This window comes from Kitasatospora sp. NPDC002551 (assembly GCF_040296005.1).
Taxonomy (GTDB): domain Bacteria; phylum Actinomycetota; class Actinomycetes; order Streptomycetales; family Streptomycetaceae; genus Kitasatospora.
Genome location: NZ_JBEOWI010000008.1, coordinates 25,794 through 45,668 on the forward strand (window position 1 = coordinate 25,794; position 19,875 = coordinate 45,668).

Genomic DNA, 19,875 nt, shown 5'->3' on the forward strand with positions numbered 1-19,875 from the left:
CGCCCGTCGCCCTCGCAGGGCGCCGGGCGGCCGTCGGCCGGACTCAGAACCGGGCGGCCTCCCGGTAGATGCCCCACTCCTCGCGCAGCGCGTTGCAGATCTCGCCCAGGGTCGCCTCGGCGCGCACCGCGTCCAGCATCGGCGGGATCATCGACGCGCCGGAGCGCGCGGCGGCCAGCATCGCGTCCAGCCCGGCCTTGACCGCGGCCTCGTCCCGGGCCGCCTTGCGCGCGCCCAGCACCCGGACCTGCTCGCGCTCCACCTCGTGGCTGACCCGCAGGATCTCCAGCTCGGGGGTGACGCTGCGCGGGTGGCAGTTGACGCCGACGACCCGCTTCTCGCCCTTCTCCACCCCCCGCTGGTACTGGAAGGCGGCCTCGGCGATCTCGCCGGTGAACCAGCCGTCCTCGATGCCGCGCAGGATGCCGGAGGTGACCGGACCGATCGGGTGGTCCTCGCGGCCCTTGTCCAGGATCTTCCGGAAGATCTCCTCGGCCTGCTGCTCGATCCGGTCGGTCAGCGCCTCGACGTACCAGGAGCCGCCCAGCGGGTCGGCCACGTTGGTGACGCCGGTCTCCTCCATCAGCACCTGCTGGGTGCGCAGGGCGATCTCGGCGGCCTGCTCGGAGGGCAGCGCCAGGGTCTCGTCCAGGGCGTTGGTGTGCAGCGAGTTGGTACCGCCGAGCACCGCCGAGAGCGCCTCGACGGCGGTGCGGACCACGTTGTTGTACGGCTGCTGGGCGGTGAGCGAGACACCGGCGGTCTGGGTGTGGAACCGCAGCCACTGGGCCTTGTCGGTCTTCGCGCCGAACCGCTCGCGCATCCAGCGGGCCCAGATCCGGCGGGCCGCGCGGAACTTGGCGATCTCCTCGAAGAAGTCGAGGTGCGCGTCGAAGAAGAAGGACAGGCCCGGCGCGAAGACGTCCACGTCCAGGCCCCGGGACAGGCCCAGCTCGACGTAGGCGAAGCCGTCGGCCAGGGTGTACGCCAGCTCCTGCGCGGCCGTCGCCCCGGCCTCGCGGATGTGGTAGCCGGAGACCGAGAGCGGCTTGTAGGCCGGGATCCCGCCGGCGCAGTACTCCATCAGGTCGCCGATCAGCCGCAGGTGCGGCTCGGGGGCGAAGAGCCACTCCTTCTGGGCGATGTACTCCTTGAAGATGTCGGTCTGCAGGGTGCCGTTGAGCACCGCCGGATCGACGCCCTGCCGCTCGGCGGCCACCAGGTACATGCAGAAGATCGGCACCGCCGGGCCGCTGATCGTCATCGAGGTGGTGACCTCGCCGAGCGGGATGCCGCGGAACAGCACCTCCATGTCGGCGGCCGAGTCGATCGCCACACCGCAGTGGCCCACCTCGCCGAGCGAGCGCGGGTCGTCGGAGTCGTAGCCCATCAGGGTGGGCATGTCGAAGGCGACCGAGAGGCCGCCGCCGCCCGCCTCCAGGATCATCCGGTACCGCTCGTTGGTCTGCTCCGCGTTGCCGAAGCCGGCGAACTGGCGGATGGTCCACGTCCGGCCCCGGTAGCCGGTCGGGTGCAGGCCGCGGGTGTAGGGGTACTCGCCGGGCCAGCCGATCCGCTCGAAGCCCTCGTAGGCCTGCCCGGGGGCCGGACCGTAGACCGGCTCGACCTCGTCCCCGGAGAGGGTGGTGAAGTCCGCGTCCCGCTTGCGGGCACTGTCGTACCGCTGCTGCCAGCGCTGCCGCCCGCGCTCGATCTCCTCGGCGTCCATGACCCCGAACTCCGCTCCGTACGGCCGCCACACCAGCGGGCGGCACAGCTGTTAGGACGTCCTACCAATTTACTCGGACGTCCTACTACTTGTCGATGGACGCCCGGCAGAGGCTAGCGGGACATGCGGAAGGGCGCCCTCCCCCCGGGGAAAGGCGCCCTGAATTCCCGCCGCGGGGCTCCGCTCAGACGCCGGCCGGCTGGCGGGCGTCGCCGGCGGGCAGCTTGGCGGCCGCCTCGGCGGCCACCTTGCGCTCGGCGACGAAGGAGGCGAACGGGATGCAGCCGGCGGCCAGGGTGAAGATCATCCGGCCCAGCGGCCACTTGAGCTTCTGGCCGAGCATGAAGGTCACCACGAAGTACCCGATGTAGAGGTAGCCGTGCAGCATCGCGACGTAGGTGGTCAGGTCCTCGGCCGCGTCGAAGCCGTACTTCGCGACCATGAAGCCGCAGAACACCAGCAGCGCCACACCGGTCGCAACGGCCAGGGCGCGGTACCAGCCCAGCAGGGGGGTCGCCTTCATCGTCTTCATCGCCTCGCTCGGCAGCATCGGGGGGGTACGTCCTGATCCGCGCACCGCTCACACGAGGGTAGCCGCCCTCACGCCCCGGACCGCGCAGGCCCCTCGCCCGGCGGCTCGGTGAAGTCGCCCGCGGCGACCCGCAGCGGGCGCAGCAGCTCGAAGACCTCGCGGCACTGGTCGGCGCCGTACTCCTCCAGCCCGAACTCCATCGCCATGAGCTCCCGGGTGGCGCCCTCGACGACCTCGCGGCCCCGGTCGGTGATCGCGGCGAGCACCCCTCGGCCGTCCAGCGGGTTGGGGCGGCGGGCGACCAGGCCGGCCCGCTCCAGGCGGTCGACGGTGTTGGTGACGCTGGTCGGGTGGACCATGAGGCGCTCGCCGATCTTGGAGAGCGACAGCTCGCCGGTCCGGCTGAAGGTGAGCAGCACCAGCGCCTCGTAGCGGGCGAAGGTCAGCCCGTACGGCTTGAGCACCGCGTCCACGCGGGAGAGCAGGATCTGGTGGGCCCGCATGACCGAGGTGATCGCCGCCATCGCGGGGACGGCCCCCCAGCGGCGGGTCCACAGCTCGTCGGCGCGGGCGATCGGGTCGAAGTCGAGTGCGAGGGGCTTGGCCACCCGCTTACCGTACCGGCGGGTGGGGCCGGGGCTAGCAGGCGTCCTGATGGTGGACAAGCGCGACACGTGGCGGGAACACGCCAGGCGGTCCGCCAGGTACGTACCAGCACGTTGCGCGGGTGTGAACGGGCACCAACCATCCGACCGCGCCGCACGGTTGACCCGCCGGACGGCGTCCACCGCGCTACCAGGCCTCGGTTCGGACGGTAACCCGCCGAAAGACCGGGTGATTCGCCCGGTTCGTCACCCTGTTCACCTTCCGCAACGTTGGCGGGACCTGGCCAATCCATGAACTAGACCTGTCATTTCACTTGTTGGATTGTCATGCTTTCCGCCAGCCCCGTCCGGTGGCCGCCACCCCACTCACCGGTGGTCACCGTGGACCGCACGGAGCAGCACGTCAGCGCCCGTTCCGCCCCTCAGGTGCCAACCCCGGCACCCCGGAACGCGGCGCGACCGCGCACACGCGGTTTCCCGGAAGGACCTGTACGTGAAGCGAAGCCTCGCAGCCGGCGCCGTACTCTCCGCCACCGCCCTGCTCACCGGCGTGATCCAGGTGAGCACCGCCGCCCAGGCCACCCCGACCCCCTCGGTCCAGGCGCAGGCCGCGCAGCACCGCGCCGACCTGATCGCGCTGGCGAGCGGTCAGGCCGGCCCGCTGGGCAAGGCCCTCGGGCTGGGCGGCCAGGAGACGCTGGTCGCCAAGGACGCCGTGGTGGACGCCAACGGCACGCGCCACCTCCGCTTCGAGCGCACCTACGCCGGACTGCCGGTCCTCGGCGGCGACCTGGTCGTGCACCAGGCCGCCGACGGCACCGTCAAGGCGGTCGACAAGGCCGTCGCCGCGCAGATCTCGGTGCCGAGCCTGACCCCGAAGATCCCCGCCGACAAGGCCGCCGCCCAGGCCTCCGGCGCGGTGCAGTCCACCGTGGGCATCGCCGCCGACAAGGACGAGTCCCCGGTCACCGAGGTGCACCGGGCCGGCGCCGCCCAGCTGGTCGTCTGGGCCGCCGACGGCAGCCCGCGGCTCGCCTACCGGACCACCGTGGAGGGCGTGCGCGCCGACGGGACCCCGAGCAGCCGGCTGCTGGTCACCGACGCCGCCACCGGCCAGGTGCTCTCCAGCCACGAGCAGGTGCAGACCGCCTCCGGCACCGGCACCGGCGTCTTCGTCGGCACCGTTCCGCTGACCACCACCAGCACCAGCGGTGGCTACTCGCTCAAGGACGCCTCGCGCGGCGGCCAGTCCACCAGCGACCTCAAGGGCAAGACCTCCGGCTCCGGCACCCTCCTCACCGACACCGACAACGTCTGGGGCGACGGCACCGCCGCCAACCGCCAGTCGGCCGCGGTGGACGCGCAGTTCGGCGCGGCGGCCACCTGGGACTACTACAAGAACACCTTCGGCCGCAACGGCATCAAGAACAACGGCGTCGGCGCCACCAGCCGGGTCCACTACGGCCGCAACTACGTCAACGCGTTCTGGAACGACTCCTGCTTCTGCATGACGTACGGCGACGGCACCAACAACACCAACCCGCTGACCGCGCTGGACGTCGCGGGCCACGAGATGACCCACGGCGTCACCTCGGCCACCGCGGGCCTGAACTACTCGGGCGAGTCCGGCGGCCTCAACGAGGCCACCTCGGACATCTTCGGCACCCTGGTCGAGTGGTCCGCCAACCTCCCCGCCGACAAGCCGGACTACCTCATCGGCGAGGAGATCGACATCAACGGGGACGGCACCCCGCTGCGCTACCTGGACAAGCCCTCCAAGGACGGCGCCTCGGCCGACTCCTGGTCCTCCTCGGTGGGCGGCCTGGACGTCCACTACTCCTCGGGCGTGGCCAACCACTTCTTCTACCTGCTGGCCGAGGGCAGCGGCGCCAAGGTGATCAACGGCGTCGGCTACAACAGCCCGACCTCCAACGGCTCGACCGTCACCGGCATCGGCCGGGACAAGGCGGGGGCGGTCTGGTACCGGGCGCTGACGGTCTACTTCACCTCGACCACCAACTACAAGGCGGCCCGCACCGGCACGCTGAGCGCGGCGGCCGACCTCTACGGCGCCGGCAGCGCCGAGTACAACGCGGTGGCGGCCGCGTGGAGCGGCGTCAACGTCAACTGACGTCCGCCCGCCGGGCGTCCGGGGCCCCACTGGGGGGAGGGCCCCGGGCGCCCGCGCGCGCGGCCCGCGTAGCAACGCCGGACGGAGCCGACAAGGCCCGCCGCTGGCGGGATCCCGCCACGGAACACGCCGCGCACACCCCGACATCCTCCCCACCGCCACCACCCGTGCGGGTCTTGGCGAGACCTGGCCAATCCCCGGCGGCGCCCTGTTCTTTCACGACCTGCATTGTCATGCTTCTGTCCAAAGCCCCGTCCGGACGCCCGTCGCCCCCACCCATCGACGGTGCGTCAGGCCGCACGGAGCAGCAGCACGTCCGCGCCCTACCGCCCCCTGGCGCCGACCCCGGCGCCCCGGTACGTGGCGTGACCGCGCACCCGCGGTTTCGTGGAAGGAACCCGCACGTGAAGCGAAAGCTGACAGCCGGCGCCGTACTCTCCGCCTCCGCCCTGCTGGCCGGCGCCATCCAGGTCGCCGCCGCCCCGGCCCAGGCCGCCCCCGTCCAGCAGCGCGAGGCCCTCGTCGCCCTGGCCGGCCAGCAGGCCGCGCCGGTGGCCAGGGCGCTCGCCCTCGGCGGCCAGGAGCAGCTGGTCGTCAAGGACGTGGTGGTCGACGCCAACGGCACACGCCACCTGCGCTACGACCGCACCTACGCCGGCCTCCCGGTGCTCGGCGGCGACCTCGTCGTCCACCAGAAGGCCAACGGCGCGATCGCCTCGGTGGACCGCGCCTTCGAGGGCCGGCTCGCGCTGGCGAGCCTCACCCCGGCGCTCTCCGCCGGCACCGCCTCCACCCAGGCCGTCGACGCGGTCCGGGCCACCGTCGGCGTCGCCCCGGCCGACGCGGACGCCTCGCCGGTCACCCGGGTCGACGGCGCGAGCGCCCCGGCCCTGGTGGTCTGGGCGGGCGACGGCAGCCCGCGGCTGGCGTACCGGACGGTGGTGCACGGCGAGCGGGCCGACGGCACCCCGAGCAGCCAGCGGCTGGTCACCGACGCCGCCACCGGCCAGGTGCTCTCCACCCACGAGGAGGTGCAGACCGCGGCCGGCACCGGCAAGGGCGTGCACGTCGGGTCGGTCAGCCTGACCACCACCCAGAGCGGCTCCACCTACCAGCTCAAGGACCCGTCCCGCGGCAACCAGTGGACCGGGAACGCCAAGAGCGGCAACGCGCTCTACACCGACGCGGACAACAACTGGGGCAACGGGCTCGCCTCGGACACCCAGTCCGCCGCGGTGGACGCGCAGTACGGCACCGGCGCCACCTGGGACTACTACAAGAACACCTTCGGCCGCAACGGCATCAAGAACAACGGCGTCGGCGCCAGCAACCGGGTCCACTACGGCAACGCCTACGTCAACGCCTTCTGGCAGGACTCCTGCTTCTGCATGACGTACGGCGACGGCAGCGGCAACAGCAACCCGCTGACCGCCGTCGACGTGGCCGGCCACGAGATGAGCCACGGCGTCACCTCGGCGACCGCCAACCTCACCTACTCCGGCGAGTCCGGCGGCCTCAACGAGGCCACCTCGGACATCTTCGGCACCCTGGTCGAGTGGTACGCCAACCTGCCGGTGGACGTGCCGGACTACCTGATCGGCGAGAAGATCAACATCTTCGGCAACGGCCAGCCGCTGCGCTACCTGGACAAGCCCTCCAAGGACGGCTCGTCCAAGGACTCCTGGTACTCCGGGATCGGCGGCATCGACGTCCACTACTCCTCGGGCGTGGCCAACCACTTCTTCTACCTGCTGGCCGAGGGCAGCGGCGCCAAGGTGATCAACGGCGTCAGCTACAACAGCCCGACCTCCAACGGCTCGACCGTCACCGGCATCGGCCGGGACAAGGCCGCCGCCATCTGGTACCGGGCACTGACCGTGTACTTCACCTCCAGCACCAACTACAAGGCCGCCCGCACCGGCACCCTGAACGCCGCCAAGGACCTCTACGGGCTCAGCAGCACCGAGTACAACGCGGTGGCCGCGGCCTGGAGCGCGGTGAACGTCAACTAGCCGCGTCGGACCACCCCCGGAAAAACGGCAGGCTGCCGGGGCCCACTGGGAGAGGGGGCCCCGGCAGCCTGCCGGCGCGTCGCGGGGAGGTCAGGCCGCGGCCGGCACCGCGGCCGCGCCGCGCTCCTCCTTGGCGAGCATCCGCTCGGCCACGAAGCCGCCGCCGGGCAGGACCGAGAGGATGAACAGCAGGGCGCCGCGCTTGACGTCCCACTTCTGCGTCTGCCAGGCCAGGATCCAGAAGACGACGTACAGGATGAACAGGATCCCGTGGATCATGCCCATCACCGGCACGGCGTTGAAGTCGGTGGTGCGCTTGAGCACCGAGCAGAGCAGCAGGAGCAGGAAGGAGACCCCTTCGGGGCCGGAGACCAGGCGCAGGCGGTGGACGGCGCTGCTGTTCACGATGGGTACCTCGATACGCGGGGGGCTCGGAGATCGCTTGTGAACGGACTCACAAGGATCCGCTCCATTATCACCGAGCACATGTCCGAACCCGCCGCCGGGGTGGCGGCCCGCCTCGGCCGCCCGCTTTGTCGCAGACACGTACCAGAACACCCTCACCCCCTCCCCCGCCGCGCCCGCCGACCGCTAGATTGCGGCCGTGGCACAGTTTCGACTCCAGGGGTCAAAGACGCTCGCCGTCGACATGACCGGCGATTCCGTGAAGGCCAAGAACGGCTCCATGGTCGCCTACACGGGCCAGATGAACTTCAAGAAGCTCAGCGGCGGCGGTGACGGCCTGCGCGGCATGGTCACCCGCCGGCTCACCGGCGAGCAGATGACCGTCATGGAGGTGAAGGGACAGGGCACCTGCTACTTCGCCGACCAGGCCACCGAGATCAACCTCGTGCGGCTGAACGGCGAGACGCTCTACGTCGAGTCCGACAACCTGCTCTGCACCGAGGGCACGCTGAAGACCGGCACCAGCTTCACCGGCCTGAACGGCGTCTCCTCCGGCAACGGCCTGTTCACCACCAAGGTCGAGGGCCACGGCTGGGCCGCCGTCACCTCCAAGGGCCCGGCGGTGATCCTGCGGGTCTCCCAGGGCATGCCGCTGCGGGTGGACCCCGGGGCGTACGTCGCCCACACCGGCAACCTCAACCGTTCCATCAAGTCCGGCGCCGGCTGGAGCACCTTCATCGGCGAGGGCGGCGGCGAGGCCGTCCAGGTGGAGTTCACCGGCGAGGGCCTGGTCTACGTGCAGCCCTCCGAGAAGCTGACCGTCGGGGGCGACGTCTGATGGCGTTCACGAAGATCAACAGCAAGATGATCGAGGCCCTGGTCGTCCCGGGCCAGCGGCTGTTCAGCCAGCGCGGCGCGATGCTCGCGTACACCGGCGAGGTGCGGTTCACGCCGAACATGACCGGCGGGCAGGGCGGCGTGATGTCGATGATCGGCCGCCGGGTGGCCAACGAGGACACCCCGCTGATGACCGTCGAGGGCCAGGGCAGCGTGATGTTCGGGCACGGCGGCCACCACGTGCACGTGATCGACCTGACCGGCGACACCCTGTACGTCGAGGCGGACCGGCTGCTCGCCTTCGAGGGCTCGCTGCAGCAGTCCACCATGTTCATGGGCTCGCAGGGCGGCGTGATGGGCATGGTCCGCGGCCAGGTGACCGGCCAGGGCCTGTTCACCACCAAGCTGGACGGCCACGGCGCGGTCGCGGTGATGGCGCACGGCGGTGTCTTCGAGCTGCCGATCACCCCGCACCAGCCGGTGCACGTCGACCCGCAGGCGTACGTCGCGCACCGCGGCCAGGTCCAGAACAAGCTGTCCACCGCGCTCGGCTGGCGCGACATGATCGGCCGCGGCTCCGGCGAGGCGTTCCAGCTGGAGCTGTCCGGGAACGGCACGGTGTACGTGCAGGCGAGCGAGGAGAAGCTCTGATGTCCTACCCGCCGCAGCCCCCGTACGGGCAGCCGCAGGACCCGTACGGCCAGCCGACCCAGCCCGGTCACCCCGGCTACCCGCCGCCGGGCCAGCCCTACCCCCCGCAGGGGCAGCCGTACCCGCCGCCGGGTCAGCCGTACCCGCCGCAGCAGTACCCCCCGCAGGGGTACCCGCAGCAGGGCTACCCGCAGCAGGGCGGCTACCCGCCGCCCCCGCCGCCCGGCTACCCGGCCCAGCCGCCGCAGCAGTACGCCCAGGAGCAGTACGGCGGCGCGCAGGCCCCGCTGCCCAAGGCGCAGGACGGCTCCGGCCCGGTGGTGCACGACGCGCACAGCCTGCCGTCCAACGACAACGTCAACCCGTACGCCTTCTCGGTGGACCTCAACGGCTCGTACTTCCTGCAGAAGGGCAAGATGATCGCCTACTACGGCGACATCTCCTTCAAGGGCGTCGGCGCCGGCGCGGTGGACCGCATGCTCGGCCAGCACTTCAACTCGCCGATGCACGCGGCGGACTGGGTGGTCGCCGAGGGCCGCGGCAAGCTGCTGCTGGCCGACCGGGCCTTCGACCTCAACTCCTACGACCTGGAGGAGGGGAACCTGACGGTCCGCTCGGGCAACCTGCTGGCCTTCGAGCCCACCCTGAGGCTCAAGCAGTCGATCATCCCGGGCTTCCTGACCCTGATCGGCACCGGCAAGTTCGTCGCCGCCTCGAACGGGCCGGTGCACTTCGTCGAGCCGCCGATCCGGGTGGACCCGCAGGCCCTGGTCGGCTGGGCGGACTGCCCGGCGCCGTGCCACCACTACGACCACGACTACATGCACGGGCTGCTCGGCGGCCTGCGCCGGCTCACCGGGGTGGGCGGGGCGTCCGGCGAGGAGCACCAGTTCGAGTTCATCGGCGCCGGCCAGGTGCTGCTGCAGTCCTCCGAGGTCCTGATGGCGGAGCGGGCGGTCGGCCAGGTGCACGCCGAGGCCGGGGTGCCGATGGGCGGGGTACCGGGCCAGCACGCCTCGGGGCACGGGAGCCAGTCGTCCAACATGAACGTGCCCGGCCTCGGTAACCTGGGCGACCTCGGACGGCGCTTCGGACTCTGACCGCACCCGGCCGCGGCGCGGGGGGCACCCCGCCGCGCCGTGGCCGGATCGCGACGGCCACCGGATGTGAACGGCGGATAAAGTCGTACAACATTGAACTAAATGCGGTATCCTGGGCCGCATGGAGACGCACACGATCGAACCCGCCGACCCCTCGGCCCCACCGCCCGACCGGCCCGAGGAGGAGACTCCCTGGCTCACCGCCCGGGAGCAGCGGTTGTGGCGCGCCCACCTGGAGGTCGCCAAGCTCCTCGACTACCAGCTGAGCCGTGAGCTCCAACCGCACAGCCTCGCGATCAACGACTACGAGATCCTGGTGGTGCTCTCCGAGGCGCCCGAGCGGCGGATGCGGATGACCGACCTGGCCACCGCCACCCTCCAGTCCAAGAGCCGGCTCTCGCACCAGATCACCCGGATGGAGAACGCCGGCCTGGTGCTGCGCCAGGAGTGTCCGGGCGACCGCCGCGGCCTCTACGCCCACCTCACCGAGCAGGGCTGGGAGACCATGCAGCGGGTCGCGCCCTGCCATGTGCGCAGCGTCCGGGCGCACTTCATCGACCGGTTCACCCCGGAGCAGCTCGACGCGATGTACGAGGCGCTGGCCCCGGTCGCCGAGCACCTGCGCGGACTGCGCGGACGGGCGTAGCGCCACCGCGGGGCACGGGCAGCCCCCGCGGTGACGCCGGGTGGCCGGCGGCTTCGGGCCGTCGGCTACTTCAGGCCGCCGGCCGCGAGCAGGCCGAAGGCGGCCGCCGCGAGCGCGGTGCGCGCGGCGTGCAGGGCGTTCCAGCGCGCCTCGAACCCCTGCCGCAGCGCGTGCCAGTCCGCCTCGGTGACCGGGTTCCCGGCGGCCAGCCGGGCGTTCATCGGGACGTTGCCGAGCAGGGTGACGGCGATCGCCCCGGCCGCGCAGAGCGCCGCCGCGCCCAGCAGCCAGGTGCGCGAACCCCCGTCGCCGAAGCCGCCCGCGAGGACGGCCCAGGGCAGCAGCGCCGTCCCGGCCAGCACCACCAGGAACGGCGGGCTGGGGACCGCCTCGTTCAGGTGCCGCATCGCGACGACGTAGGCCCGGTCGTCGAGCCGCGCCAGGGCGCGGACCACGGCGAAGGCGTAACAGAAGCAGAACCCGGCGAACAGGCCGGTGCAGACCAGGGCGAGCAGCATGACCGGACGCGCCACGGCGGCCTAACCTCTCGGTCGTGGGCGCGACCCCCGGGCGGTTGCCCGGGGGTCGCGCCGGTACGGAACGGGTCAGATCTCGATCTCGGTGAGGACGGCGCCGCCGGGACGGCCCGCCGCCTCCTTGACCGGCTCGGCGGCCGGTCCGGCCGGCGCCCCGGTGGCCTGCGCCGCCGGACGGCTCTTGATGAACAGCGCGGAGACGCCGCCGAGCATGACCACCGCGGTGCCGACCCACAGCGCCGGGGCCAGGCCGTCGGTGAAGCTCTGGGCGCTGCCGTAGCCGCCCTCGGCGGTGAAGATCGAGGCCAGCACGGCGATGCCGAACACGCCGCCGAGCTCGCGGATGGCGTTGTTGGCGCCGGAGGCGATGCCCTCCTCGGCACGGCCGACCGAGCCGAGCACGAGGTTGGCGACCGGGCCGTAGTAGAGACCCATGCCGAGGCCGTTGGCGATGAAGCCGGGGATCAGGACGGCGTAGGACGCGGTCGGGCTGACCACCACGGCCAGGTAGAGGATGCCGGCGGCCTGGAGGAAGAGGCCGGCCGCGACGATCGGCTTGCCGCCGATCCTGTCCGACAGGATGCCGCTGACCGGGGCGGCGAGCAGGGTCATGCCGGTCCAGGTGAGCATCTTGACGCCGGCGCCGAGCGGCGAGGCGCCCTGCACGGTCTGCAGGTACTGGGTGATCAGGAAGACCACGCCGAACATGCCGAAGTACATGAAGAGCGAGGCCAGGTTGGCCGCCGTGAAGGTGGCGCTGCGGAAGAAGCGCAGCGGCAGCATCGGGGTGGGCGTACGGGCCTCCCACCAGACGAAGGCGGCGAAGAACAGCACGCCGGCGGCCAGGCTGGCGACGATCTGGCCGTCGGTCCAGCCGCGCTCACCCGCCCGGACCATGCCGAGCACCAGGCCGAGCATGCCGAGCCCGGCGAGCAGGGTGCCGACCAGGTCGAGCTTGGTGCTCGGGCCGTGGCTCTCGGTGAGCCAGCCCGGGATGAGCGCCAGCAGGACGATGCCGATCGGCACGTTGATCCAGAAGATCCAGGACCAGGAGAGGTTGTTCAGCACCACGCCGCCGGCCAGCGGGCCGAGCGCGACGGCCAGGCCGCCGATGCCGCCCCAGGCGCCGAGCGCGGCACCGCGCTTCTCGGGCGGGAAGGCGGCGGAGAGCATGGTCAGGGTGAGCGGCAGCACGATGGCCGCGCCGAGGCCCTGGATGACGCGGGCGGTGATCAGCGTCTCGATGCTGCTGGAGAGCGCGGCGAGCGCGGAGGAGCCGGTGAAGATCGCGAGTCCGACCGCGAAGAGCCGCTTGCGGCCGAACCGGTCGGCGACCGCCGAAGCGATCATGAGAAAGACCGCGAAGGTCAATGTGTAGCCATTGACCGTCCATTCCAGGCCCTCGACGTCCGTGTGCAGTTCCTCGCGGATGCTCGGCAGCGCCGTGGTGACGATCAGGTTGTCCAACGAGGCCATGAACAGGGCGATCCCGACCACGATCGCGGTCCGGACGGGGTGCCCACGGGTCGCCGAATCAGCCGAGAGAGTTACACGTTCGGACATGACGTCCCCTCAGGAGGTACGCGCCGCGCACTAGGGGGGCGCGTTGAGATTAATTAACTTGGAAACCGTTCCGATCGGCAATCTAGCCGTATGATGGTTTCCATGTCAATCAAACATTCGGCGTCACTCCCCCTGGGCAGCGCCCCGCCGGAGGCCGGCGAGGCCGGCTTCCAGGCCTGGATGACCGTGGTCCACGCGTTCTCGCTGGTCTCCAAGACCCTCGACCGTGAGCTGATGGACGCCCACGGGGTCTCGCTGGCCTGGTTCGAGGTGCTGGCCCGGCTGCACCGCCGGCCGGAGGGGCGGCTGCGGATGCAGGAGCTCTCCCAGTCGCTGGTGGTGTCCAAGGCCAGCGTCACCAAGCTGATCGACCGGATGGAACTGGCCGGCCTGGTCCGTCGGCAGACCTCCACCGACGACCGCCGGGTGACCTACGCCGTGATCACCGACACCGGCCGGATCACCCTCACCTCGGCGCTGCCCACCCAGATCGGCAACATCCGCCGGCACTTCGGCCAGTTCCTCTCCACGGAGGAACTGGACACGCTGCGCCGGCTGCTGGAGAAGGTCGTGGCCGGCCAGGCCACCCTGGGCGGCCAGGCCGGCTGACGGCTCACTTGGGAGGCTGCAGGGCGTCCCGGTCCAGGTCGTGGCCCTCCACCCAGAGCCGGCCGGCCCCGGACAGCAGCGCCCGCCGGTCGTCCTCCGGCGTTCCCGGCCGGGTCGGCAGCAACGCCGTGACGGCGCTCCGCCCGGCCCGGACCGCCGGATGGCGGCGGGCCAGGGCGGCGAGCCCCTGTCCGGGACCGGCCTCGACCAGCAGGTAGTCCCCGTCGGCCAGCAGCCTGTTCAGCGCCGGACCGAACAGCACCGGGCCGGCCAGCTGCCCCGCCCAGAAGGCGGGATCGGCGACCTGCTCGGCGGTCAGCGGACCGCCTCCGGCCGCCGAGTGGACCGGGATCGAGGGCAGGTTGCGGCGCACCGCGGCGAACGAGGGCGTGGAGGCCGCCGCGTGGGGGGCGAGCGCCGGGCTGTGGAAGGCCTTGTGGGACTTGGCCGGACGGCAGGTGATGCCGTCGTCCTCCAGCGCCCCGGCCACCTTGGCCAGGTCGGCGTCCGGCCCGGCCAGCAGGCACTGCCGCGAGCCGTTGACCGCGCCCACCACCACGTCGCCGATCAGGTACGGCGCCAGCCGGTCCGGAGCGGCCGCCACCGCCAGCATCCCGCCCGGCGGGGCGTCGGCCACCAGCTCCACCCGCTCGCGGACCAGCCGCACCGCGTCCGGCAGGGTGAACACGCCCGCCAGGGTCGCCGCCACCATCTCGCCGATGCTGTGCCCGAGCAGCGCGTGCGGCCGCACGCCCCAGCTCATCACCAGCCGGCCCATCGCGTAGCCGACCGCGAACAGCAGCGGCTGGGAGTACTCGGTCGCGTCGACCGGTTCGCCGGACAGCCAGACGTCGCGGACCCGGTCGCCGTCCTCCAGCAGGTGCAGCACCGCGTCGACGGCGGCGGTGAACACCGGCTCGTGGCCGTACAGCCCGGCGCCCATCCGCGGGTACTGCGAGCCCTGGCCGGGGAAGAGCAGCGCGACGCCCCGGCGCTCGGTCACGGTGCCGCGCAGCAGCGGGCCACCGGTCCGCAGCGCCGCCACGGCCTCCTCCCGCGAGGCGGCCACCAGGCAGCCGCGGACCGGCTCGACCGGCTGCCGGAAGAGCTCCGGCAGCGGTGCGCACCGCTCCGACTCCAGGGCCCGCAGCGCCTCGTCGCGCATCCGCTCCTCGGCCTCCGCGTCCTGCGCCGACCAGGCGTGCAGGTACGGCCCGACGCCGGGGCTGCGGCTGAGCCGCTCGCCCGGGGGCATCAGCAGCACCGCCCGGCCGTCGGTGGGCTCGGGACCGGGCCGCAGCACCGCGTCGGTCGGCCACGCGCCCCAGCCGAACAGCGGACGCAGGTCGCTGATGACGGAGACCGGCTCCCCCTCGGGGACGGCCGGCGGCCAGGGGCAGGCGCGCAGCAGGCCGAGCACCCGCTCGCCCTCGGCCAGCGCCTCCACCGAGCGGCGCAGCACCACGGCGGCGACGGCCCCGGGCTGCGGCTCGTGCAGGCCGACCGCGACCACGGTGTCCGCCTCGCCGCGCTCCAGCGCCCGGCAGGCGGCGAACAGCGCGGCCCGGGAGCCGGCGACCGGCTCCACCGGGTAGGGGCCGGCCGGGTCCGCCGCGTAGGGGCCGGCCACGACGAAGCGGGTGCGGACCGGCAGCCGTTCCGGGCCGACGCCGAGCCAGGTCAGCAGCAGCCCGGCCCAGCCCGGCGCGGCGAACGTGTCGGCGGCCCCTTCCAGCCTGACCATGCCCCTGACAATCGCGCAGTCCTGATCGACCATGACGCCGCCCCCACCCATCGAGAATCCACCGGCCGCCCTGACGACGGTCCGGGTACCCGACCCTGTCCCCCGCACCTCCAAGCCCGCTGGAACTCCGCTGGAGAAGCCCCGCCACCAGCGCCTCTCCAGCCCGGTTCGAGGGCAGATCGAGCCGTCCCGGCCAGGGTGGGGGACGGCTGCTGCCCGTCAACCGGCCGGGCGGCCCGGCCAGTTCGAGCAGCGGAGGACGCATGAGGTACGAGGATGTGTACGTGGCGGCGACCGGCAGCGCGCTGCCGCCGGGCATGCCGGTGGAGGAGGCACTGGCCGCCGGCCTGGTCGACCGGCGCACCGCCGTCTCGACCGGCATCCGGGCGGTCACCGTCGCCGGGCCGGGCGACTCCCCGCCGGAACTGGCCGCGCGCGCCGCCGCCGACGCGCTGGCCCGCAGCGGCCACGCGCCCGCGGAGGTGCAGCTGCTGCTACACGCCACCGTCTGGTACCAGGGCCACGACCTCTGGCCGCCGGCCTCGTACGTGCAGCGGGTGGCGATCGGCAACCAGTGCCCGGCCGTCGAGGTCCGGCAGATGTCCAACGGCGGCATGGCCGCGCTGGAACTCGCCGCCGCCTTCCTCGGCTCCCCCGCCGGGCAGCACGGCACGGCCGCGGTGCTCACCGCCGCCGACCGCTTCGCCGGGCGGCACTTCGACCGCTGGCGCAGCGACCCGGGAACGGTCTACGGGGACGGCGGCTCGGCGCTGGTGCTCAGCCGCCGGGGCGGCTTCGCCCGGCTGCGCAGCCTGGTGACCGTCTCCGACCCGGAGCTGGAGGGCATGCACCGGGGCGACGACCCGTTCGAGACCGGCCTCGGCGCGCTGCGCTCCCCGATCGACCTGGACCCGCTGAAGCGCCAGTTCCTGGCCACCGCCGGCAAGTCCTTCGTACTGGCCCGGACCTTGGCCGGCCAGGAGGCCGCGCTCAAGCAGGCGCTGGCGGAGGCCGACACCGACCTCGACGGCATCGCCACCCTGGTGCTGCCGCACTTCGGCCGGCGCCGGCTGCAGGCCGTCTTCCTGGAGCGGCTGGGCGTCGACATCGCGCGCACCACCTGGGAGTTCGGCAGCGGCGTGGGCCACCTCGGCGCGGCCGACCAGTTCGCCGGGCTGGACCACCTGGCCGCCACCGGGCGGCTCCTGCCCGGTGAGCGGTGCCTGGTGATGGGCGTGGGGGCGGGGTTCACCTGGTCCTGTGCGGTACTGGAGATCGAGCACCGGCCGGCCTGGCAGGACTGACGTTCCCGGGTCGTACGACGAGGGAGGGTCCGCCCCGGTGGGGCGGACCCTCCCTCGTCGTGTCGGCTCGTGCCGGGTCAGTCCTCGACCGTGGCCACCGCGCGGGTCCAGCCGGCGCCGGCCCGGGCGATCTTCACCGGGAAGCAGGTCAGGGTGAACCCCGACGGCCGGGGCAGCGCGTCCAGCCCGCCCAGCCGCTCGATCTGGCAGTACTCCCGCTCGCGGCCGGCGAAGTGCGCGGGCCAGAGCACGGAGCGGTCGCCGCTCTCGCGGTAGCGGCGGATGATGTCCGAGAACGGCGCGTCCAGGCTGAACGCGTCCGTCCCGATCACCTTGACGCCGAAGTCCAGCAGGAAGTTCACCGCCGAGCCGTCCAGCCCGGTGAACTCGGTGAAGTACCGCTGGGTGCCGACCCACGCGGAGGCGCCGGTGTGGATCAGCGCGATGTCCAGCGGCTGCGGCTGGTAGCCGATCCGGGCCAGTTCCTCGGCCAGCACGTCGGCGCCCACCGCACCGGTGCCGGCGCCGCGCACGTCCAGGACGAAGGCCGGGCGCTGGAACCAGTCGAGCGGCATCTCGTCGATCGTCCGCGGCGGGCCGCCGTGCCCGGTCCGGGTGCCGTAGTGCGAAGGAGCGTCGACGTGGGTGCCGATGTGGGTGCTGACGGTCAGGATGTCCTGGTTGAGGAACTCGCCGTCCGGCAGTACCGCCGGGTCGAGGTCGACCCCGAACTGCTCGCGCATCCCGTCGGTCATGTAGACGGCCGCCTCGGCCGGCGTCATGACCTTGTGCTCCATCGGCTCCGCCTCCCAGAAGTCGGCGTCGATGGGCGAGGACAGGTCGATCAGTCGCATGCTCTCGTCTCCCGCAGCGTTGTTGGTCGGTTCACTCGGTACCGGTGTTCAGCGGACGCGCTTGCGCAGCGCGGTCCGGTCCACCTTGGTGTTCGCCAGCCGGGGCAGCTCGTCCAGCGCCTCCACCCGGTGCAGCCGCTGGTGCGGCTCCAGCTGGGCGTTGACCCGCTCGCGCACCCCCTCCAGCAGGGCGGCCAGGGCCTGCGGGCCGTCCGGGCGGTGCGCCGGGCGGATCACCACGAAGGCCACCGGCACCAGTCCCCCGCCCTCCGGGGCGTCCACCGCCGCGCACTCGGCGACCTCGGGCTCCTCGGCCAGGAAGCACTCGATCTGCCCGGGGGCGACCAGGACGCCGCCGGTGGTGAAGACGTCCCGGACCCGGTCGAGGAAGAACAGGCTGCCCTCCTCGTCGAGGTAGCCGACGTCACCGGTGGAGAGCCAGCCCTCCGCGTCGACGGCCTCCTCGGGCTGCGGCACCAGGTAGCCCTTCATCACGTTCGGGCCCTGCACCTGGATCTCGCCGATCGCGTGCGGGGCCACCGGGAGCCGCGACTCCAGGTCGACGATCCGCAGCCGGCTGCCGGGCAGCGGGCGGCCCACCGAGCCGGGCCGGGGCGCCGAGAGCAGGTCCGAGGCGGCCAGCGAGGAGGTCTCGCACATGCCGTAGCCCTGGAGCATCGGGACGCCGAACTGCCGGTCCAGCGCGCGCAGCACGGTGGGGCGCAGCGGGAAGCCGCCGGAGGCCACCATCCGTACGGTGGCCAGCTCCAGTTCGCCGAGCCGGGGGTGGCCGGAGAGCTGGATCAGCCGGAACGGCAGGGTGTAGAAGTGCGTCGCCCGGTACTCGTTGGCGTGGCCCACCGAGTCCACCACGTCCCCGCCGGACAGGACGTGGGTGGCGCCCACGTGGGTCGAGGCGTTCATGTGCATCGGGTGGTAGAGCGGCAGCCCGTTGAGCACCACCGAGCCGGCGTCCTGCTCGTGCGCGGTGGACAGCTGCACGGCGCCGGTCAGCAGGTTGCGGTGGCTGAGCTGCACCGGCTTGGGCTTGCGGGTCGAGCCGCTGGTGAACAGGACGCAGGCGGTGGCCTCGCCCTGGCTCGGTACCGGTGCCGGGCCGGCCGGCGCGTCGGCCAGGAGGTCCAGGACCGACGGGACGCCGTCCTGGGCGGGGCCGATCAGCAGCACGTGCTCCAGGTCGGGCAGCCGCTCGCGCAGCGGCGCCAGCCGCTGGTACACCTCGGGCGTGACCACGGCGGCCCGGGCCCGGGAGAGGCTGAGCGCGTGCTCCAGCATCTCGGCGCTGTACATGTGGTTGGCCGGGTTGACCACGTTGCCGCTGCGGATGATGCCGTAGTAGAGCGCCGGGAACTCGGGGACCAGCGCCATCGAGAGCAGCACCGGCGCCCCGTCCGAACCGAGCAGCCCGGCCAGGCCGCGGGCGTAGGCGTCGGCCTGGCGGTCCAGTTCGGCGAAAGTGACCTGCCCGGCACCGGGGACGATCACGGCCGGGCGGTCGCCGAACCGCTCGGCGGCCCGGGTGAGCAGGCCGTCCACGCTGCCGCCGGGTACGGGCGGCAGCTCGGTGCCGTGGCTGAGGAACGGCGCGGCGATCGGGTCGGTCACTGGTTCTCCCCGGGGGTGGCGTGGGCACGGGCGTGGCGGAGCGTGGTGCGGCTGTTGGTGCCGAGCGCGTCGCGGACGGTGGTCCGGGCCTGGGCGTAGTCGGTGTCCGGCCCGAAGGCGGCGGCCAGCGCGGCCGGGTCGAGCACCACCGAGTGGCGCGAGGTGACGCGGACGCCGCCCTCCACCGGGGTGAACAGCCACTGCCCGGTGTGCGCCGTCATCACCGGCGGCAGGCCGGTCTGCTTGTAGACGATGCGGTCCGGGAAGCAGAGCCGGACGGACTTGGTGGTGTGGACGGAGCCGTCGGCGGCGAGGGTGTCCATCTCCATGGTCTGGACGCCGTCCTCGTCCTCGGTGAGGTCCAGCCGGGACACGTGCGGCAGCCGCTGCGGCCACAGGTCGGAGCGGTGCAGGAACGCGTACACCGCGGCCGCGTCGGCGCCCGGCATCTCCTCGGTGTCCTCGAAGCTGAAGGACAGCTCGCCGGCCGTGTCGCCGAGTTCGGCGGCGGCCCGCAGGGCGGCCAGCTCGGCGGTGGAGTTCCGGTCGCAGGCCCGCTCGATCCAGCGGACGGCCTGCTCGTCGTCCTCGTCGACGGCCCGCCAGTAGTGGTCGAGCTCGACCAGCGTGGTGCCGTCGGCCTGCTCGGTGAGCCGCCAGGCGCCGCCCATCGCGGCCACCGGGCTGCTGGAGCGCTCCTGCCGGAAGGACACGCCGAGCCCGGCCGGGTCGAGCTGCCGCAGCGAGGTCCAGTTGCGGACCTCGCCGTTGGCGAAGGCCCAGAGCCGGATCCGCTCCTGCCCGTCGGCCAGGCCGAGCCGCTCGGCGTGCACGGTCGGCCCGAAGACCTGGGGCCAGGCGGTGACGTCGGCGACCAGGTCGTAGACGGCCTTGGCGGGTGCCGCCACGGTGATCGTGTGCGTCACCTCGTGGGCGGCGCCGGCCGCGGGCCGGCCGGCGTCGGCGGTGTTCTCTGCCATGGGTACTTCCC

General features: G+C 72.7%; 18 protein-coding genes. 8 read left to right on the forward strand and 10 right to left on the reverse strand.

The genetic code is table 11. The features are described 5' to 3' along the window. Positions 1–43 precede the first annotated feature (43 nt). From icmA to ABT093_RS10375, 3 genes are all read right to left on the reverse strand, one after another. Complete coding sequence (gene icmA / locus ABT093_RS10365; RefSeq protein WP_350562498.1) at positions 44–1,729, reverse strand: coenzyme B12-dependent isobutyryl-CoA mutase large subunit; 1,686 nt, start codon at positions 1,727–1,729, stop codon at positions 44–46. 184 nt (positions 1,730–1,913) lie between these two features. Further along, positions 1,914–2,279, reverse strand: a complete 366-nt coding sequence (locus ABT093_RS10370; RefSeq protein WP_350562500.1) for a DUF3817 domain-containing protein — start codon at positions 2,277–2,279, stop codon at positions 1,914–1,916. Positions 2,280–2,329: 50 nt separating this feature from the next. After that, positions 2,330–2,869: a MarR family winged helix-turn-helix transcriptional regulator gene (locus ABT093_RS10375; RefSeq protein WP_350562502.1), complete on the reverse strand. Its 540-nt coding sequence runs from the start codon at positions 2,867–2,869 to the stop codon at positions 2,330–2,332. A gap of 490 nt (positions 2,870–3,359) precedes the next feature. Between ABT093_RS10375 and ABT093_RS10380 the strand changes: the two genes are divergently transcribed. After that, positions 3,360–4,997 carry a M4 family metallopeptidase gene (locus ABT093_RS10380; protein ID WP_350562504.1) on the forward strand — a complete coding sequence of 546 codons (1,638 nt, stop codon included), beginning with the start codon at positions 3,360–3,362 and terminating at the stop codon, positions 4,995–4,997. A gap of 365 nt (positions 4,998–5,362) precedes the next feature. Next, positions 5,363–7,009 carry a M4 family metallopeptidase gene (locus tag ABT093_RS10385; protein ID WP_502884188.1) on the forward strand — a complete coding sequence of 549 codons (1,647 nt, stop codon included), beginning with the start codon at positions 5,363–5,365 and terminating at the stop codon, positions 7,007–7,009. A 90-nt stretch (positions 7,010–7,099) separates the two neighbouring features. On the opposite strand, the gene ABT093_RS10390 is transcribed toward ABT093_RS10385, so the two are convergent. Continuing rightward, positions 7,100–7,417, reverse strand: a complete 318-nt coding sequence (locus ABT093_RS10390) for a DUF3817 domain-containing protein (protein WP_350562790.1) — start codon at positions 7,415–7,417, stop codon at positions 7,100–7,102. Positions 7,418–7,613: 196 nt separating this feature from the next. Here ABT093_RS10390 and ABT093_RS10395 point away from each other — a divergent pair, with 196 nt between their 5' ends. The 4 genes from ABT093_RS10395 (at position 7,614) to ABT093_RS10410 (ending at position 10,648) form a co-directional block, all read left to right on the forward strand. Next, a complete protein-coding gene (locus ABT093_RS10395) occupies positions 7,614–8,252 on the forward strand; it encodes an AIM24 family protein (RefSeq protein WP_350562508.1) in 639 nt (212 codons plus the stop codon). Then, positions 8,252–8,902 (forward strand): AIM24 family protein, encoded by a 651-nt coding sequence (locus ABT093_RS10400; protein ID WP_350562510.1) that lies wholly within the window; start codon positions 8,252–8,254, stop codon positions 8,900–8,902. The genes ABT093_RS10395 and ABT093_RS10400 overlap by 1 nt, the downstream gene beginning before the upstream one ends. 287 nt (positions 8,903–9,189) lie before the next feature. Then, positions 9,190–10,002: an AIM24 family protein gene (locus ABT093_RS10405; RefSeq protein ID WP_350562792.1), complete on the forward strand. Its 813-nt coding sequence runs from the start codon at positions 9,190–9,192 to the stop codon at positions 10,000–10,002. 121 nt (positions 10,003–10,123) lie between these two features. Next, positions 10,124–10,648 carry a MarR family winged helix-turn-helix transcriptional regulator gene (locus ABT093_RS10410; protein WP_350562512.1) on the forward strand — a complete coding sequence of 175 codons (525 nt, stop codon included), beginning with the start codon at positions 10,124–10,126 and terminating at the stop codon, positions 10,646–10,648. Positions 10,649–10,713: 65 nt separating this feature from the next. Here the strand turns inward: ABT093_RS10410 and ABT093_RS10415 are convergent, their stop codons facing one another. Together ABT093_RS10415 and ABT093_RS10420 are read right to left on the reverse strand one after the other, a co-directional pair. After that, on the reverse strand, positions 10,714–11,181 hold the full coding sequence (locus tag ABT093_RS10415) for an anthrone oxygenase family protein (RefSeq protein ID WP_350562514.1): 468 nt from the start codon (positions 11,179–11,181) through the stop codon (positions 10,714–10,716). Between the two features lie 72 nt (positions 11,182–11,253). Then, positions 11,254–12,747 carry an MFS transporter gene (locus ABT093_RS10420; RefSeq protein ID WP_350802274.1) on the reverse strand — a complete coding sequence of 498 codons (1,494 nt, stop codon included), beginning with the start codon at positions 12,745–12,747 and terminating at the stop codon, positions 11,254–11,256. A 102-nt stretch (positions 12,748–12,849) separates the two neighbouring features. On the opposite strand from ABT093_RS10420, the gene ABT093_RS10425 reads away from it, so the two are divergent. Next, complete coding sequence (locus tag ABT093_RS10425) at positions 12,850–13,356, forward strand: MarR family winged helix-turn-helix transcriptional regulator (RefSeq protein WP_350562518.1); 507 nt, start codon at positions 12,850–12,852, stop codon at positions 13,354–13,356. Positions 13,357–13,360: 4 nt separating this feature from the next. Here the strand turns inward: ABT093_RS10425 and ABT093_RS10430 are convergent, their stop codons facing one another. Further along, entirely contained in the window at positions 13,361–15,100 is a 1,740-nt protein-coding gene (locus tag ABT093_RS10430) for an acyltransferase domain-containing protein (RefSeq protein ID WP_350562520.1), read from the reverse strand. Positions 15,101–15,363: 263 nt separating this feature from the next. Between ABT093_RS10430 and ABT093_RS10435 the strand changes: the two genes are divergently transcribed. Beyond that, positions 15,364–16,404 (forward strand): ketoacyl-ACP synthase III family protein, encoded by a 1,041-nt coding sequence (locus tag ABT093_RS10435; protein WP_350562522.1) that lies wholly within the window; start codon positions 15,364–15,366, stop codon positions 16,402–16,404. Between the two features lie 77 nt (positions 16,405–16,481). Here ABT093_RS10435 and ABT093_RS10440 read toward each other — a convergent pair whose 3' ends face one another. From ABT093_RS10440 to ABT093_RS10450, 3 genes are read right to left on the reverse strand one after another with little or no spacing between them, the layout of a single operon-like run. Then, positions 16,482–17,258 (reverse strand): cyclase family protein, encoded by a 777-nt coding sequence (locus ABT093_RS10440; protein ID WP_350562524.1) that lies wholly within the window; start codon positions 17,256–17,258, stop codon positions 16,482–16,484. Positions 17,259–17,306: 48 nt separating this feature from the next. After that, positions 17,307–18,884 carry a class I adenylate-forming enzyme family protein gene (locus ABT093_RS10445; RefSeq protein WP_350562526.1) on the reverse strand — a complete coding sequence of 526 codons (1,578 nt, stop codon included), beginning with the start codon at positions 18,882–18,884 and terminating at the stop codon, positions 17,307–17,309. Beyond that, positions 18,881–19,864 carry an aromatase/cyclase gene (locus tag ABT093_RS10450; RefSeq protein WP_350562528.1) on the reverse strand — a complete coding sequence of 328 codons (984 nt, stop codon included), beginning with the start codon at positions 19,862–19,864 and terminating at the stop codon, positions 18,881–18,883. The genes ABT093_RS10445 and ABT093_RS10450 overlap by 4 nt, the downstream gene beginning before the upstream one ends. Positions 19,865–19,875 lie beyond the last annotated feature (11 nt).